At 51.5% G+C, this 17,329-nt stretch carries 12 protein-coding genes; 4 read left to right on the plus strand and 8 right to left on the minus strand.

Features of this window, described 5'->3' with window-relative positions; translation table 11 throughout:
- Positions 1-161: 161 nt before the first annotated feature.
- From fmt to BMX82_RS03290, 8 genes are all read right to left on the minus strand, one after another.
- The gene (gene fmt, locus BMX82_RS03255) at positions 162-1,136 is read right to left on the minus strand and encodes a methionyl-tRNA formyltransferase (RefSeq protein WP_091766015.1); all 975 of its coding nucleotides are present in this window, start codon (positions 1,134-1,136) and stop codon (positions 162-164) included.
- A gap of 220 nt (positions 1,137-1,356) precedes the next feature.
- Positions 1,357-3,162: a chloride channel protein gene (locus BMX82_RS03260; protein WP_091766018.1), complete on the minus strand. Its 1,806-nt coding sequence runs from the start codon at positions 3,160-3,162 to the stop codon at positions 1,357-1,359.
- Positions 3,163-3,376: 214 nt separating this feature from the next.
- Positions 3,377-3,961 (minus strand): L-threonylcarbamoyladenylate synthase, encoded by a 585-nt coding sequence (locus tag BMX82_RS03265; protein ID WP_036913252.1) that lies wholly within the window; start codon positions 3,959-3,961, stop codon positions 3,377-3,379.
- A gap of 139 nt (positions 3,962-4,100) precedes the next feature.
- A complete protein-coding gene (locus tag BMX82_RS03270; protein ID WP_091766021.1) occupies positions 4,101-5,687 on the minus strand; it encodes a peptide chain release factor 3 in 1,587 nt (528 codons plus the stop codon).
- A 119-nt stretch (positions 5,688-5,806) separates the two neighbouring features.
- On the minus strand, positions 5,807-6,217 hold the full coding sequence (locus tag BMX82_RS03275; protein WP_036913255.1) for a GxxExxY protein: 411 nt from the start codon (positions 6,215-6,217) through the stop codon (positions 5,807-5,809).
- A 94-nt stretch (positions 6,218-6,311) separates the two neighbouring features.
- Positions 6,312-7,199 (minus strand): dTDP-4-dehydrorhamnose reductase, encoded by an 888-nt coding sequence (gene rfbD, locus BMX82_RS03280; RefSeq protein ID WP_091766024.1) that lies wholly within the window; start codon positions 7,197-7,199, stop codon positions 6,312-6,314.
- A 147-nt stretch (positions 7,200-7,346) separates the two neighbouring features.
- Positions 7,347-7,892 carry a DUF4924 family protein gene (locus tag BMX82_RS03285; protein WP_036913261.1) on the minus strand — a complete coding sequence of 182 codons (546 nt, stop codon included), beginning with the start codon at positions 7,890-7,892 and terminating at the stop codon, positions 7,347-7,349.
- Positions 7,893-7,928: 36 nt separating this feature from the next.
- Positions 7,929-8,594: a LysE family translocator gene (locus BMX82_RS03290; RefSeq protein ID WP_036913263.1), complete on the minus strand. Its 666-nt coding sequence runs from the start codon at positions 8,592-8,594 to the stop codon at positions 7,929-7,931.
- Positions 8,595-8,759: 165 nt separating this feature from the next.
- On the opposite strand from BMX82_RS03290, the gene BMX82_RS03295 reads away from it, so the two are divergent.
- The 4 genes from BMX82_RS03295 to BMX82_RS13270 all read left to right on the plus strand — a co-directional run bounded on the left by BMX82_RS03295 (position 8,760) and on the right by BMX82_RS13270 (position 17,250).
- Positions 8,760-9,746, plus strand: a complete 987-nt coding sequence (locus BMX82_RS03295; protein WP_091766027.1) for an ROK family protein — start codon at positions 8,760-8,762, stop codon at positions 9,744-9,746.
- Positions 9,747-9,773: 27 nt separating this feature from the next.
- Entirely contained in the window at positions 9,774-11,561 is a 1,788-nt protein-coding gene (locus BMX82_RS03300; protein ID WP_091766030.1) for a glycoside hydrolase family 2 protein, read from the plus strand.
- A gap of 18 nt (positions 11,562-11,579) precedes the next feature.
- Positions 11,580-12,371 (plus strand): indole-3-glycerol phosphate synthase TrpC, encoded by a 792-nt coding sequence (trpC, locus tag BMX82_RS03305; RefSeq protein WP_091766033.1) that lies wholly within the window; start codon positions 11,580-11,582, stop codon positions 12,369-12,371.
- Between the two features lie 112 nt (positions 12,372-12,483).
- Positions 12,484-17,250 carry a glycoside hydrolase family 88 protein gene (locus tag BMX82_RS13270; protein ID WP_091766256.1) on the plus strand — a complete coding sequence of 1,589 codons (4,767 nt, stop codon included), beginning with the start codon at positions 12,484-12,486 and terminating at the stop codon, positions 17,248-17,250.
- The last annotated feature ends 79 nt before the right edge of the window (positions 17,251-17,329 follow it).

The following is a 17,329-nucleotide window of genomic DNA, read 5'->3' on the forward strand; positions in this document are numbered from 1 at the left end:
AGTTCAGGCTCGAGGCCTGGTTGATGTTTGTACGATAGGTGTAGGCTATCTGACGAATGATGTCTAGCGTCTGCGCTCTCGGCTTGAACTTCTCTGGAGTAGAATACTTCATAGGCAATCACTTTTAGAATGAGTTCTTACCTAAGAAACGCAGCCACACCTTATTTTATTTTATAGTTCTCGAAATTTTTTATACCGTTGAGGAAGTCACGCCCGCTCATGCGCTTCTTTCCTGACAACTGGAGCTCCTCTATCATCAGCAGCTCGTCGGCGCAACGGATGCAGGGTTTCCTGTCTGCCACGGCCGTCATACGGAGCTCACCCTGACGGAGACTCGTGCGGGATGTCTTGAAGATTTTCAGAACGGTCTCCTTGCCGTCGGGCGATACGAGGGTCGTCCATGCACCAGGGTAAGGACTGAGTCCCCGAACGAAGTCGTAGACCCGCTTGGCAGGCTGGTCCCAGTTAATCTGACAGGTCTCCTTGAAGATCTTCGGTGCAGCATGCAGTTCGTTGCCTACGGCAATCATGTCTTCCTGTGGAATGCTCTCAGGATGTCCGTCGGCAGCAATGATGCGGTCGAGCGTCTCCAGACAGATGTCGGCGCCCAGATGCATCAGTCCGTCGTACACGTATTCCACATCGGCGGTATCGGGGATGTCGAAGGGCTTCTGCATGATGATGCGGCCAGTGTCGATGTCCTTGTCGAGGAAGAACGTGGTGACACCTGTCCGGGTCTCGCCATTGATGACTGCCCAGTTGATGGGGGCTGCACCACGATACTGAGGCAACAGGGCGGCATGCACGTTAAAGGTGCCGTACTGCGGCATGTCCCACACCACCTCGGGGAGCATGCGGAAGGCCACGACCACCTGCAGGTTTGCCTGATACGAGCGCAGCTGCTCTACAAACTCGGGGTCTTTCATCTTCACGGGTTGCAGCACGGGCAGGTTGTGCTCCAAGGCATACTTCTTCACCTCCGAGGGTTGAAGCTCGGTCTGGTGACGGCCCACGGCCTTGTCAGGCTGGGTCACCACAGCCACCACATTATAATCGTTCTCGACCAGAGTCTTCAGTGTCTCCACCGCAAACTCCGGCGTTCCCATAAACACAATCCTTAAATCCTCTTTTTTCATCTTCTATTTATTTATAGGCACGGATTACACGGATTAACACAGATTTCTTTCTGTTTCCGTCTTTTCCTGTGCCATTCTTTGACTCTTTTCCTTTTGGCACGGATTACACGGATTAACACAGATTTTTTTTCTGTTTCCGTTCTATCCATTACCTTCTTCTATATTCGTTATTATTGAATTACAAATAATCCGTGTAAATCCGTGAAATCCGTGCCTAATATTAATCTTCCGACATGTCTGCTACCATCTTTCTATACATTGTATATATTCGCTGGCGGGAGATGTAGCCCTTGAGGCGACACTCTACGTCGAGCACCGGCAGCCAGTTGGCACCCGTACGATCGAACGCACGCATCACATCGGCCATGGGCATCGTGTCACTCAGCAGCGCCTTCGGGTCGGTCATCAGCTGTGAGGCTTTGAAATGGTGATAGAGCTCGATGCGGAACACCACATTACGGATTTTCATGATGTCGATCTCGCCCAACAGCATGCCACCGGCATTCAACACAGGGATAACCGTAGAATGGCTGCGGCTGATCTTATGGACAATCTGTCCCAGTTCCATGTCGGGCGGCGCACTCAGATAGTCTTTCTCGATGACTGAGTCGAGGTTCATCAGGGTGAGCACGGCATGGTCGGTATGATGGGTGAGCAGACGGCCCTGCTTGGCCAGGCGAGAGCCATAGATGCTGTGAGGCTCAAAGATGATGATGGTGAGATAGGCACACACGCTGACAATCATCAGAGGCATGAACATGCTGTAGCCACCCGTCAGTTCTGCAATGAGGAAGATGCCGGTCAACGGCGCATGCATGACGCCCGACATGACACCAGCCATACCCAGCAGGGCGAAGTTCTTCTCGGGTACATAGACGCCCAGACCGTTGATGTTCCACAGGCGAGAGAACAGGAAACCCGTAAAGCAGCCTATGAACAACGAGGGAGCAAACGTACCACCACAACCGCCGCCGCCATTGGTGGCAGAGGTGGCCACGACCTTCGTAAACAATACCAGGGCGATATAAGGCAGCAGCATGGCACCCTGACCCGAGAACAGTGAGTTGTTGAGGATGCGGTTCCAGTCGGCTTCGGTCTGACCGTTCAGCAACAGGTTGATGCTGCTATAGCCCTCACCATAGAGAGCGGGGAACAGGAAGATAAGCAGACTGAGCGCCGTGCCACCGATGGCCAGTTTGATATGAGGATGCTCCTTGAACTTGGCAAACACATCCTCGCAGGCACCCATCATACGGATGAAATAGAGGGATACCAAGCCACAGAAGATGCCCAGCAGTACGCAGGCGGGGATACGCTGCACAGACCACTCGCTGTCGAGATGGAAGGTGAACAGGGCGGCGTCGCCACTGAAGATATAGGTGAAGACGGTGGCCGTGACACACGACACTAGGATAGGCAACAACGCCGACATGGTCATATCGATCATCAGCACCTCAAGGGTGAACACCAGTCCTGCTATCGGCGCCTTGAAGATGCCGGCAATGGCACCGGCAGCACCACAGCCGACCAGCGTCATGAGCATCTTACGGTCGAGGTGGAATATCTGACCGAGGTTCGAACCGATGGCAGAGCCGGTGAGTACAATCGGCGCCTCGGCTCCCACTGATCCGCCGAAGCCGATGGTGATGGCAGAGGCGATGACACTCGACCAGCAGTTATGTGACTTAAGACGCGACTTGTTGCTGGAGATGGCGTAAAGGATACGGGTGATACCGTGGGAGATGTTGTCCTTGACGACATAGCGCACAAAGAGCGACGTGAGATAGATGCCCACGACAGGATAGACCAGATAGAGCCAGTTGGCATGCGACTGTTCGAAAGAACTGGTAAGCACTGTGACAATCTGGTTGATGATCCAGTGAAGCACAAAGGCAGCCACGGCTGAGAAAAAGCCCACAAGCAGTGCGAGGATGATCATAAACGCCCTCTCGCTGACATGCTCCACGCGCCACTCATGCAGCCGCCTCAGCCACTCCGGTCTTCTATCTACAACTGTCGTCTCCATTTTTTCTTTCTTGGCACGGATTACACGGATTAACACAGATTTCTTTCTGTTTCCGTCTTTTCCTGTGCCATTCTTTATCTTCTTTTCCTTTTGGCACGGATTACACGGATTAACACAGATTTTTATCTGTTTCCGTTCTATCCATTACCTTCTTCTATATTCGTTATTAATGAATTACAAATAATCCGTGTAAATCCGTGAAATCCGTGCCTTTTTATTTACGAATCACGGTAACTTCGCCGTTTTCTTTCAGTTTGATGATGCTGGAGGGCGTGTGGGGCTTGTGCTCCTGACGACGAGACCAGCATACATAGTCGACTGCCTCGAGAATACGAGGGTCGATATCACCATAGTTCTGAGCGGCAGGCTCACCACTGATATTGGCAGAGGTCGACACGATAGCCTTCTGGAAACGGAAACAGAGTTCCTTGGAGAAGGGCTCGTTGGTGATGCGGATACCCAGACTGCCATCGTCGGCAATGAGGTTCTCTGCCAGATTGATGGCACCGTCGAGGATGAGTGTCGTGGGCTTGGCATCCTCGGCACCCTTCAGACTGTCAATCAACTGCCATGCCACATCGGGCACGTTTCTGAAATAGCGCTGCATGCGGGCATCGCTGTCGACCAGACAGATCAGTGCTTTCGAGTCGTCGCGCTGTTTGATCTCGTAGATGCGCTTCACTGCCTCGGCATTGGTTGCATCGCAACCGATGCCCCACACGGTGTCGGTAGGATAGAGAATCACCCCACCCTTGCGCATCGTCTCAACAGCATTTCTTATATCGTCTTCTTGCTTCATACTTTTTTCTTTTTAGGCACGGATTACACGGATTAACACAGATTTCTTTCTGTTTCCGTTCTATCCATTACCTTCTTCTATATTCGTTATTATTGAATTACAAATAATCCGTGTAAATCCGTGAAATCCGTGCCTAATATTAAAACTCGCTAGTAAAGTGGAACTTGATGTTCTTGAAGTCTTCCTGCGCCATGCTCAGCACGTAGCCACTGTCGGCGAGGAAGACATCACGGCCCTCCTTGTCCTTAGCCATATACTGACACTTGCGCTTCTTGAAGTTCTCGAGTTCAGCAGGATCGTCGCTCTCAATCCAACAGGCCTTATAGAGATGAACAGGCTCCCAACGGCATTTGGCGTTGTACTCGTTCTCCAGACGGTACTGGATCACCTCGAACTGCAGCTGACCGACGGTGCCGATAATCTTGCGGTTGTTAAACTGGTTGACGAACAACTGGGCCACACCCTCGTCCATGAGCTGGTCGATACCCTTTTGGAGCTGCTTGGCCTTCATGGGGTCGTCGTTCTCGATATACTTAAAGAGCTCTGGCGAGAACGAGGGCAGTCCGCGGAAATGGAGCTGCTCGCCCTCGGTGAGCGTGTCGCCAATCTTAAAGATACCATTGTCGGGCAGACCGACGATGTCGCCTGGCCATGCCTCGTCGATGGTGCTCTTGCGCTGCGCCATGAACTGTGTGGGCGACGAGAAACGCAGCGTCTTACCCTGACGCACATGCAGATAGGGCTGGTTGCGCTGGAACTTTCCGCTGCACACCTTACAGAAGGCAATACAAGAACGGTGGTTGGGGTCGATATTGGCGGTAATCTTGAAGATGAAGCCAGTGAACTTCTTCTCTTCGGGGTTCACGTCGCGCTCCTCGGCCTTTGTTGGGCGTGGCGACGGGGCAATCTCAACAAAGCAGTTGAGCAGTTCCTGTACACCGAAGTTGTTAAGGGCTGAACCGAAGAACACGGGTGCCACCTCTGCCTCACGATAGGTCTCCACGTCGAACTCGGGGTACACACCGTCGACCAGCTCCAGGTCCTCGCGCAGCTTAGCGGCATTCTCCTCGCCTACACGACGGTCGAGTTCCTCGCTGTCGATATCAACCTCCACCTTATCGGTTACACGCTGCTTGTCGGGTGTAAAGAGGTCGAGCTTCTGTTCGTAGATGTTATATACACCCTTGAACTTAGCGCCCTGGTTGATGGGCCAAGACAGTGGACGGACCTTGATTTCGAGTTCCTGTTCCAGTTCGTCGAGGAGGTCGAAGGGGTCGCGACCCTCACGGTCCATCTTATTGATAAAGATGATCACGGGTGTCTTACGCATACGACAGACGGTCATCAGCTTACGGGTCTGGGTCTCCACACCCTTGGCACCGTCGACCACGATGATGGCTGAGTCGACAGCCGTCAGTGTACGGAAGGTGTCCTCGGCGAAGTCCTGGTGACCCGGGGTGTCGAGGATGTTCACCTTATATTCTATATCTGAGCCTTCCGGCGTATAGTCGAATTCCATCACAGAGGTAGATACAGAGATACCACGCTGTTTCTCTATATCCATCCAGTCGCTGGTGGCGGTCTTCTTGATCTTATTGTTCTTTACGGCGCCCGCCACTTGTATCTGTCCACCGAAGAGAAGGAACTTCTCCGTCAGTGTAGTCTTACCCGCATCCGGGTGCGATATAATCGCAAATGTTCTTCTACGTTCTATTTCCTGATTCATACTTCTTTTACTTTTAGGCACGGATTACACGGCTTTTTATAAAAGACGCGGCTTTTTTTTTCGTCCGGTGGCCATTCTTTCGTTACTTCCTTTTTACTTTTAGGCACGGATTACACGGATTAACACGGATTTTTTGTTTTTTCTGTTCCGTTGTATCGCTTGTTCTCCGTGAATATCTTTCTCTTTACCTGTACTGAATGACCAAAGTTTATCAGTAAGCCTACTTTCTTATTGCATGCCGTAAGATAGTTTACCAACTGCCATTCGTGCTCAGGTCTTAAATCTACAACTGCTTTTAATTCTACTATAACTTCATCTTCTACTAGCATATCGGGGATATAATGTCCCACGACTTCACCTTTATAAAATACATCTATCTGTTTCTGACACTCACACTTCATTCCACGACCAGTTAATTCTTTGTAGAGAGCATTTCCGTAAACAGATTCAAGAAATCCGAATCCCAGTTCCCTGTGTACTTCCTGTGCAGCTCCAATAATCTTTCTCGTTATTTCTTCGTTATATAACATAAAAATAAATCCGTGTTAATCCGTGTCGCTCGGCTTTGCCGCTTGGCTCGTCCAAGAATCCGTGCCTAAAGATTTCGTGCCTAAAAATGCCAGCCTAAAAATCTAGCTTCTCGATGCACTGCTTGAGGCTCTCTTCCCAGTAGGGGATTTCGAGGGCGTAGGTGGATTTGATTTTCGTCTTGTCGAGCACGGAGTAGTGCGGACGGGCGGCGGGCGTAGGATACTCTGCGGTGTGCAGGGGGCGCACCTTGCAGTCCTTAATGCCTGCAATACGGTGGATGGCCTTCGCAAAGTCGTACCACGAGATGACACCCTCGTTTGAGAAATGATAGATACCCGGCACCACCCCCTGATTGATGGCGGCGAAGATGGCCACGGCCAGGTCGCGCGCATAGGTGGGTGAACCGACCTGATCGAAGATAACGCCCAACTCACGTTTCTCGTTACCTAAGCGGATCATCGTCTTCACGAAGTTGTTGCCAAAGGTAGAATAGAGCCATGCCGTACGAACAATCATGGTCTTGGAGCATGCCTGCAGAGCTGCCTTCTCACCATCGAGTTTCGTAGCGCCATAGACACTGTTCGGACAGGTGGGCTCATCCTCGGTATATGGGATATGATTGGTGCCGTCGAACACGTAATCGGTTGAGATCTGAATCATCCATCCCCCACGCTTCTCGATGGCCTTGGCCAGCAATCCCGGAGCGGTGGCGTTCAGCTTATGGCACAGTTCCTGGTTCTCCTCTGCCTTATCCACGGCTGTGTAGGCAGCGCAGTTCACAATGCCGTCGATCTGGTTGTCGGTGACAAAGCGGTTGATGGCTGCCTCATCGGTAATATCCAGTTCTTGCTGAGGCAAGCGACCTTGAAGGTCGAGCGCTGCCACATCGGTATTAAAATACACGTGCTGGGGATTATTCTTCTCCAGCAGCTGTATCTCGTTTCCAAGCTGTCCGTTACATCCTGTTATTAATATCCTCATATGCTTCTTTCTTCTTTAGGCACGGATTACACGGATTTACACAGATTTTTCCGTATCCGTCTTTTCCTGTGCCACTTCTTTATTCTCTTTTATTCAGCCTTATAATATTAATCCGTGTTAATCCGTGTAATCCGTGCCTTAAAAACACTACTCGAATTTCAGACCTTCTTCTTTATCTTTTTTGTAATAATCAGAGAGCATGCCGATGAAGGTGGTGATTTCCTTGACGGCATGTTGCGTGTCGGGCGAGATGTCCTTATGCTGCAAGCGCAACAGCATCACGCCATAGAGGGAATTGAAACAGGTCTCTATCTCATTCTCTTCCTTATTAGCGCCACGGTTGCGCAGCTCCACGATAAACGGGAGCACCTTGTAGTACTCTGTGTTGTAGAAAGGGAACTTGGTAGACTGAAGCAACTGACTGTGAAGCTCGATGAGCATCTGCATCGTCACCCGATTAATCTGCAGATGACCCTTCTCACGGCAACCTTCCTGGTTCATCATCCGAATCAGGTTGCCATACCAGTCGATTGCCTCTTCTTTCTGTTCGTCGCTATAGTCGAAGCGTTCTATCCACTCGCGCTTGATACGCGTCAGCGAGCAGTCGAAAGCCCTGATAGTATCCTCGACCTGCCACATATACAGCAGATATTCGGCAATATTCTTTTTTCTTAAATCCTGTGCAATAAACATATATCCTAAAAAAATCTATACATAAAAAAGCATCACTTAGAAGAAACGCACCAGATTGGTGGTTGTTCCCAAGAGCATAATCACCGAACCGATAATCACGGCAACGCCGATAGCCTGATTGATAATCTTGATGCCGTTGTTATCGAACTTCGTACGAATCTTATCGACCAGCCATGTGAGGCCCCACCACCAGAGCAGCGCACCGCCCACAATGCTCGCAAAGCCCACCAGCATCTCGAAAGGATGGTTGGGCAGCACAAACGCGAACTGGGCATACATGGCCAGAAACAGGAATACGATAAGCGGATTAGAGAAGGTTACGAGAAAGGCCGTCCACGCGTTATACCAAAGCGAACCCTTCTGCAGGCCTGACTGGTGCATCTTTCTCGTCGGGTCGGAACGGTAAGTGTAAAGACCGAAACAGAGCAGCATGATACTACCTGCGATCTGAAGATAGAAGCGATTCTGGTCATTGGTAATGAAGTCCATCACGAACGACATACCGAAACCTGCGAATGCTGCATATATAATATCGCTAAAGGCTGCGCCAAACCCTGTGGCAAGACCAAACCACCGGCCTTTGTTCAGCGTGCGCTGAACACACAGGATACCTACCGGCCCCATTGGGGCACTGGCAATTACCCCGATCATCATCCCCTTGAAGATGAAATCTAATATATTTATTGGTACATGAAACGGCATAACGGGTGCAAAGGTACAAAAAAAGGCTGAAACGGGAAAGAAAACAAAGGTTTTTCACAAAAGGGAATCGTTAATTTCCGTAAAAATGAGAGATATCCGCAAGTTTTTCTTTACCTTTGTGGCTTGTAAGCGAAAAATCAAAATAAAAATAAAACTATAACAATCATGAATGAACAAAATGCATTGCTAAAGCCGTATGTTATCGGCTTAGACTTAGGAGGAACAAACTCTGTATTCGGCATCGTAGATTCCCGAGGCGACATCAAGGCCACCACAGCCATCAAAACCGGTGGTTATGAGAAGGTTGAGGACTATGTTGATGCTTGTGTAGATGCCCTGCAGGTCATTATCGACCAGGTTGGCGGCATTGAGAAGATCAAAGCCATGGGTATCGGTGCTCCTAACGGAAACTTCTATAACGGAACCATTGAGTTCGCTCCGAACCTGCCATGGGCTCACGATGGCGTAGTGCCCCTCGCCAAGATGTTCAGCGACAAGCTGAATGGCATTCCCGTTGCCCTTACCAACGATGCCAATGCCGCTGCTATCGGTGAGATGGTCTATGGTGTGGCCCGCGGTATGAAGAACTTCATCGTCATCACCCTTGGAACGGGTGTAGGCTCTGGTATCGTGGTAAACGGCCAGCTGCTCTACGGACACGACGGTTTTGCCGGTGAGTTGGGACACGTGACAATGGTTCGCGGTGAAGAAGGCCGTCTCTGCGGTTGCGGTCGTACTGGTTGCCTGGAGTGCTATTGCTCAGCAACAGGTGTAGCACGCACTGCCCGTGAGATGCTGGCAAAGACCACCCGTCCGAGTCTGCTTCGCGAGATGAATCCCGATGATATCACCTCACTCGACGTATCCATCGCTGCAGGCAAGGGTGACGAACTGGCCAAGGAGATTTATGAGTTCACAGGTAAGATGCTGGGTGAGGCCTGCGCCGACTTCGCAGCCTTCTCATCGCCTGAGGCATTCATCTTCTTCGGCGGTATGGTTAAGGCCGGCGAACTGATTATGAAGCCCATACGCGAAGCCTACAACGAGCACGTGCTGAAGATATTCAAGAACAAGGCACAGTTCCTGGTTAGCGGACTTGACGGCGCTTCTGCAGCTGTACTCGGTGCTTCAGCTATCGGCTGGGAGGTTTAACAAGAAGAAACAAGGAAAGACTAAACAATGAAAAAACTACTATCTACTACTCTGCTGCTCATGGTCTCAGGACTATGGGCAGCAGCCCAAGAGGTGCCACAGATTGCCAATGTCATGGCCAGACAGACTACGTCGCTGAATGGTGAATGGAACTACATCGTGGATGTTCAGGAAGAAGGCTATTACGACTACCGCATGAACCCGATGCGCTCGGGATTCTTCGTCAACGCAAAGCCACAGCGCCCTGAGGATCTGATTGAGTATGACTTCGACAAGAACCCCACCCTGAAGGTCCCTGGCGACTGGAACACACAAGACGACAGACTGTTCTTCTATGAGGGAACGGTTTGGTACAAGAAGAGTTTTGAATACCACCCGCAGGCGGGCAAGCGCACACTGCTCTACTTTGGAGCGGTGAACTATGATGCGCACGTCTACGTGAACGGTCAGAAGGCCGGTCACCATCAGGGCGGCTTCACACCGTTCAACTACGATGTGACCGACTTCATGAAAGACGGAGAGAACGTGGTCATCGTGAAGGTTGACAACAAGCGCCATGCCGAGGATGTACCCACACAGATATTCGACTGGTGGAACTATGGCGGCATCACGCGCGACGTCTGTCTCGTCACCGTTGAACCGACCTACGTTGAGAACTACAAACTGCAGTTGAAAAGCTTAGAAGGCAGATTAGTGAACTTCAGCGTGAAGCTGAATCGTGAAGAGGCAGGGATACTTGTGACGCTAAGCATTCCTGAGCTGAAGATCAAGAAGACACTCACCACGGCTGCCGACGGCACAGCCAGCATCAGCATGAAAGCCAAGCCTCAGCTATGGTCGCCCGAGAACCCTAAATTATATAAGGTGGAAATCAAGCTGGGCGAAGAAACCATCTGCGACGAGATAGGTTTCCGCACCATTGAGACAAAAGGCAAGCAGATTCTGCTGAACGGTCAGCCCATCTTCCTGAAGGGGATCAGCATTCATGAGGAAAAGCCCAACGGCGGTGGACGCGCCAACTCTACGGAAGATGCGCATACGCTCCTGTCATGGGCCAAGGAACTGGGCTGTAACTTCGTACGTCTGGCTCACTATCCCCATAATGAGTATGCTGTTCGTGAAGCAGAGCGCATGGGTATGCTCGTATGGTCGGAGATTCCATGCTACTGGACGATTGCCTGGACAAACCCCGACACCTATGCCAATGCAGAGCGCCAGCTGACCAATATGATACTTCGCGACCAGAACCGTGCTAACGTCATCATCTGGAGCGTGGCCAATGAGACCCCGCACTCTGAAGCACGCGACGCTTTCCTCAGCAAGCTGGCCAAACGTGCCAGAGCTTTGGACGACAGCCGTCTGATCTCCATGGCTATGGAGGTGATCTCGGCATCGAACTATCACAACAAGTTGCAGGACAACATGCACGAATATGTTGATGTGGTCAGCTTCAACCAGTATATCGGCTGGTATCGCGATGTGAACGACGCACCGAAGATGACATGGGAGATTCCATACGAGAAGCCTGTCATTATCAGTGAGTTTGGAGGAGGCGCCAGATACGGTCTGCATGGCGAGAAGAACCAGCGATGGACTGAGGAATTCCAGGAGAATCTGTATCAGGAGAACACGGCTATGCTCGACAAGATCGATGGTCTGGCAGGTACCACCCCATGGATCCTGAAGGACTTCCGCTCACCACGTCGCGTGCTCACAGGCATTCAGGACTTCTACAACAGGAAAGGCCTCTTCAGCGATAATGGCGAGAAGAAGAAAGCCTTCTTTGTGCTGAAAGACTGGTATAGCAAGAAATAATCATCAACATAGACCAATATGGCAGATATCTTAGAAGAAATCGTTGCAAACAAAAGAAAAGAGGTAGAGGTATTCAAGCAAGAGCTTCCTTTTGCTCTGTTGGAAGAGAGAGTGAACAACATCAGAGGCGGTCTCTCAATATCCATGTCAGCCAACCTAAGGAGCTCTGGTTCCGGCATCATAGCCGAGTTCAAGCGCAAGTCACCGTCGAAAGGATGGTTCAGCAAAGAGGCATCGATCAAGGTGATTGGTAAGAGCTATGAGGAAAACGGTGCCACGGCGATGAGCGTGCTGACCGACACCAAATACTTCGGTGGAAGTCATCAGGATCTGACAGACGCCCGTATGGCAGACATCAAGCTGCCCATACTGTATAAGAACTTCATCATCGACGAATACCAGCTGTATCAGGCCAGACTGTATCAGGCCAACACGGTTCTTCTGATTGCTGCCTGTCTGTCGAAAGACGAATGCAGACAACTGATAGCAAAGGCTCACGGACTGGGTCTGGAGGTGCTATTGGAGATGCATACGGAGGCAGAGACCGAATATGCGGCACTAGAGCCCGACATGTGTGGCATCAACAACCGCAACCTCGGTACCTTCGTGACCGATGTCAACAACTCCATCCGCCTGGCAGGGCTTCTGCCCGACAACATCGTCAAGGTGAGCGAGAGCGGCCTGTCGAACCCAGAGACCGTGAAGATGCTAAGAGGACTCGGTTTCAGAGGCTTCCTGATGGGAGAACACTTCATGACGCAACCTGACCCGGGAGCTGCCCTGAGTCAGTTTATAGCAAAACTGCAATAACACAAGAGGGGAACGATAACGTTTACGTTATTTTTCCCCTTTTTTAGTTCATGGTCTCACACTTTATTCGTATCTTTGCACAGCAAACTACTAGAAATAAATAATGTACTGTATGAAGAAGTATTTTCAATTACTGGCACTTTGTCTGCTGTTCCCCATGGCCCTGTCGGCTCAAGGCTGGAACAACGCAGAATACAAACAGATAGAGCAAAGCATCCGTGTACCGCAGTTCGCAAACAAGACGTATCTGATTACGAAGTACGGGGCAAAGGATACGAATGCCGCCGCACAGAACCAGAAAGCCATCCAGAAAGCCATCGACCTCTGTTCAAGGAAAGGCGGCGGTAAGGTCGTTGTACCTGCCGGGCATAAGTTTCTGACCGGAGCTATCACACTGAAGGACGGTGTAAACCTGGAAGTGCAGGAGGGAGCCGTACTTGAGTTTGTTTTCCAACCCGAGTTATACCCGATCGTTGAGACATCATGGGAAGGGCTGGAGTGCTTTAACCTCTCCCCATGCGTATATGCCTTTAAAGCCAAGGATATTGCCATCACCGGTAAGGGCATCATCGATGGTGGCGGCAGCAACGACACCTGGTGGCCCTGGAACGGCAGTCCGCGCTTCGGATGGAAAGAGGGCATGATCAGTCAGCGCGGTGGCTCACGTGCCCGTCTGCTGAAGAACGGTGAGGACGGTATCCCCATGTATAATGAGAAAGGCGAGCGTTCACCAGAACGTGTGTTCGGTGCGAAAGACGGACTGCGCCCACAGCTGGTGAGCTTCAATAAGTGTGAAGGCATCCTGCTGGAGGATATCACCCTGCTACGCTCTCCTTTCTGGGTGATTCACCCCCTCCACTCTACCGACATCACCGTACGACGTGTAAAGATGATCAACGATGGTCCTAATGGCGACGGTTGCGACCCGGAGTGCTGTGACCGCGTACTGATAGAAGACTGCTTCTTTAATACCGGCGACGACTGTATTGCCATCAAGAGCGGGCGCAACCGCGACGGCCGAGAGCGTAACATGCCCTCGAAGAATATCATCATCCGCAACTGTGAGATGAGAAACGGACATGGCGGTGTCGTTGTCGGTTCTGAGATCTCTGGCGGTTGTCAGAATGTCTATGCCCACGACTGTGTGATGGACTCTCCAGAGCTGGAGCGTGTGCTGCGCATCAAAACCAACAGCTGCCGCGGCGGTATCATCGAGAACATCAACATGAAGAACATCAAGGTGGGTGTCTGCAAAGAGAGTGTGCTGAAGATCAACCTCGACTATGAGCACAACGAGATCTGCTGCCGTGGTAACTACCCTACCGTGCGTAATGTCTATATGGAGAATGTCACCAGCGAGAAGTCACAGTACGGTGTACAGATTATCGGACTCGAAGAAGACACCTACGTCTATGACATCAACGTCAAGGACTGTCATTTCAACGGTGTGAAAGACGGAAACCTCATGAGCGGCAAGACGCGTAACATCAACTTCGACAACCTTTTCATCAATGGCAGTCTGGCTTTGCTCAAAGCCCCTTACGAGCATTACTCCGAGTGGCTCACCTATTCTGAGATGAAAAGAACACCGAAGTCCTACCTCCTCGACTTTGCCAAAAAGCCCCGATGGAGCTATGTGATGGGTATCGAACTGGAATCGATGCTCGACACCTACCTGAGATACGGTGGTGAGGACATCCGCAAGTACTGTCAGGAATATACCGACACCATGATCAATGCCCGAGGCGACATCCGTACTTACAAGATTGAGGACTATAACCTCGATCAGATTCGTACCGGTCACTTTGTGGCTCGCATGTATCAGCTCTATCCGGAGAAGAAGAACCTGCTGGCCATACAGACCCTGATGAAGCAACTCAGGAACCAGCCCCGCACCATTCAGGACAAGGTATTCTGGCACAAAGCCATCTACAGCTATCAGGTATGGCTTGACGGCATCTTCATGGGTCTGCCCTTCTATACCATGACAGCACGCGACCTGCTGAAAGCCAAGGACGCCAAGAGAATCTATGACGACGCCGTCGATCAGATTACCGTGACCTATCAGCGCACTTACGATCCAAAGACAGGATTGAACCGTCATGCCTGGGATGAGACCAAGGAGATGTTCTGGGCTGACAAGGCGACCGGACAGACCCAGCACTGCTGGGGAAGAGCGCAGGGTTGGTTCTCGATGGCACTCATCGAACTGCTTGATGCCCTTCCCGAGAGCTACGCGCGTCGTGCTGAGGTCATCGACCTGCTACAAAAGGACCTTGACGCCATCATCAAGTGGCAGGATAAGGACAGCGGCGTCTGGTATCAGGTGATGGATGAACCCGGACGCGAGGGCAACTATCTCGAAGCCACCTGTTCCTCCATGTTTGCCTATGTGCTGTTGAAAGCCTACAACAAAGGCTATCTCGGAACCAAGTACCGCGATGCAGGCATCAAAGCCTATCAGGGTATTATCAAGAACTTCATTCGTGTGAATGCCGACAAGACCATTTCCCTGACAAAATGCTGCGAGGTGGCAGGCCTGGGACCCGGTGTCAGTGCAAAAGTGCTGAAGGCGGCTCCCAACGTCAAAGAGAACAAACGGCGCGACGGCTCGTTTGAGTACTATATCAGCGAACCTGTACGCGACAACGATGCCAAGGGCGTAGGTCCGTTTATCTGGGCATCACTTGAGATAGAGAAGTTAGGATATAATGTAAACAACGTGACGGCCTCCATAGACCGTCACGCTGTTGTTAATCGTAATAACCCCGTCATCACCGAGGCTGACAGGCTGTCGTCTCTCTCAGTGGGCAACGGCCACTTTGCCGCAACGGTCGACGTGACAGGTCTGCAGAGCTACCCTTTTGAGTATGAGACAGGTGTGCCCCTGAACACGATGTCGGACTGGGGATGGCATGAGTTTGAGAACACCAAGGGACTGACACCACAGGAGAGTGAGAAAGCCTTCGACTTCGGACACGGCCATCAGGAAGTCTACGCCGTGGAATACAAGAAGGATGAAGACGGGCGCCACAAGGAGGCTACGGAATATTTCCGTATCAATCCCCACCGCCTGAACCTTGGTACGATTGGCCTCAGCCTCAAAGACAAGCAGGGACAACCGCTGTCCCTGGCATCGCTCAAGGCTATCCGTCAGGAACAGAAACTATGGGACGGGGAAATAGAATCGACCTTCAGAGCCGATGGCGAACAGGTGGAGGTAAGCACGGGCGTTCACCCAGACAAAGACGCCCTCTATGCCAGGATCAAGAGTAACCTGCTGAGAGACCAGCGGGCAACCGTCACACTGCGTTTCTCCTATCCGACAGGAAAACATGCCGACGACGCCAACGACTGGACGAAACCAGAAAAGCACCAGTCGGTCGTCATCAGTCAGGACAACCACTCTGCTCTCATCAGGCGGACGCTCGACAAGACCGTCTATTACGTACGTCTTCTGTGGGAAGGTCACGCAACGCTGCAAGTCTGCGACAATCATGTGTTTGAGCTGACGACAACCGACGACGTTCTGACTTTTGCCGCAGAGTATCTGAACGAGGCTCCTGCAAAGGCCATTGCCTATGAGTACGATCAATATCACAAGGCCACCCTGCGCCATTGGAACCACTGGTGGAAGGCAGGTGCCATCGTTGACTTCTCCCAATGCACAGCCCCGCAGGCCAAGGAATTGGAGCGAAGGGTGGTTCTCTCACAATACCTCACCCAGATCAACTGCGCCAACAACATGCCGCCACAGGAGACCGGACTGACGTATAACTCATGGTTCGGACGCCCCCATCTGGAGATGACCTGGTGGCACGTGACAGACTTTGCCTTATGGAACCGTCCTGAAACCGTTGCGCATATTCTGAGATGGTATAACGATACCGCATACCCTGTCGCACGCCAGATTGCTGAGCGTCAGGGGTTCAAAGGCGTGCGTTGGATGAAGATGACCGACCCATGGGCCGGTGAGGCCCCGTCAAACACAGGCTCGTTTCTCATCTGGCAGCAACCCCATTACATCTATCTGGCCGAAGAGATGTACCGGGCCAGGCCATCGGCAGAGACCCTGAAGACCTACGGCGAACAGGTAGAAGCCACTGCCGAGTTTATGGCCGATTTCGTGACCTTCGATAAAAAGACCGGGCGCTATCAGCTCAGGGGAGCCACTGCCATGCAGGAATCCATCACCAAAGACATTGCCTATAACCAGCCCTTCGAACTCGCCTACTGGCAGTATGGTCTGGCAGTAGCACAACAATGGCGTGAACGCCAGGGTAAGCAGCGCATCGCACTTTGGGATGATATCATCAACAAGCTCTCGCCCCTCCCCGAAGCTGGCGGCATCTATACTGCCGGAACACCCCTTGGCGGCACCATTATCTCAGAAGCCTTCGATCCCTTCGACGCCACAGGCAAACCCGTACAGACCTTCGCCGACAAATGTCGCAACGACCACCCTGCCGTTCTGGGTGCCTGCGGTATGCTGCCCAGCGAGAACACCCCTTATACCTTATTATATGATAAAGAGCGAATGAAGCAGACACTCAACCGGGTGATGCAGAACTGGAACTGGCAGACCACATGGGGATGGGACTACGGTATGATAGCCATGACTGCCGCCCGACTTGGTGATCCAGAGACAGCCCTCAAGGCCCTGCTCATCGACAGTCAGAAAAACACCTATCTACCCAATGGCCATAATTTCCAGACCCCAGATCGCCTGCGCATCTATCTCCCAGGCAATGGTGGCCTGCTCACCGCCATCGCCATGATGTGTGTCGGTTGGGACGGCTGCACCGAGCCCCTCAACCCGGGCTTCCCCCACGACGGCACCTGGAACGTCCGCTGGGAGGGATTGCAGAGAATGCAGTAAACAGATATCTAACGTAAACGTTTGCAGGAGAAAATCGATATGTTTTAGTATTATTTCATATAATAATCCGTAACTTTGT

The sequence above is a fragment of the Prevotella sp. khp7 genome (assembly GCF_900109055.1).
Lineage (GTDB): Bacteria > Bacteroidota > Bacteroidia > Bacteroidales > Bacteroidaceae > Prevotella.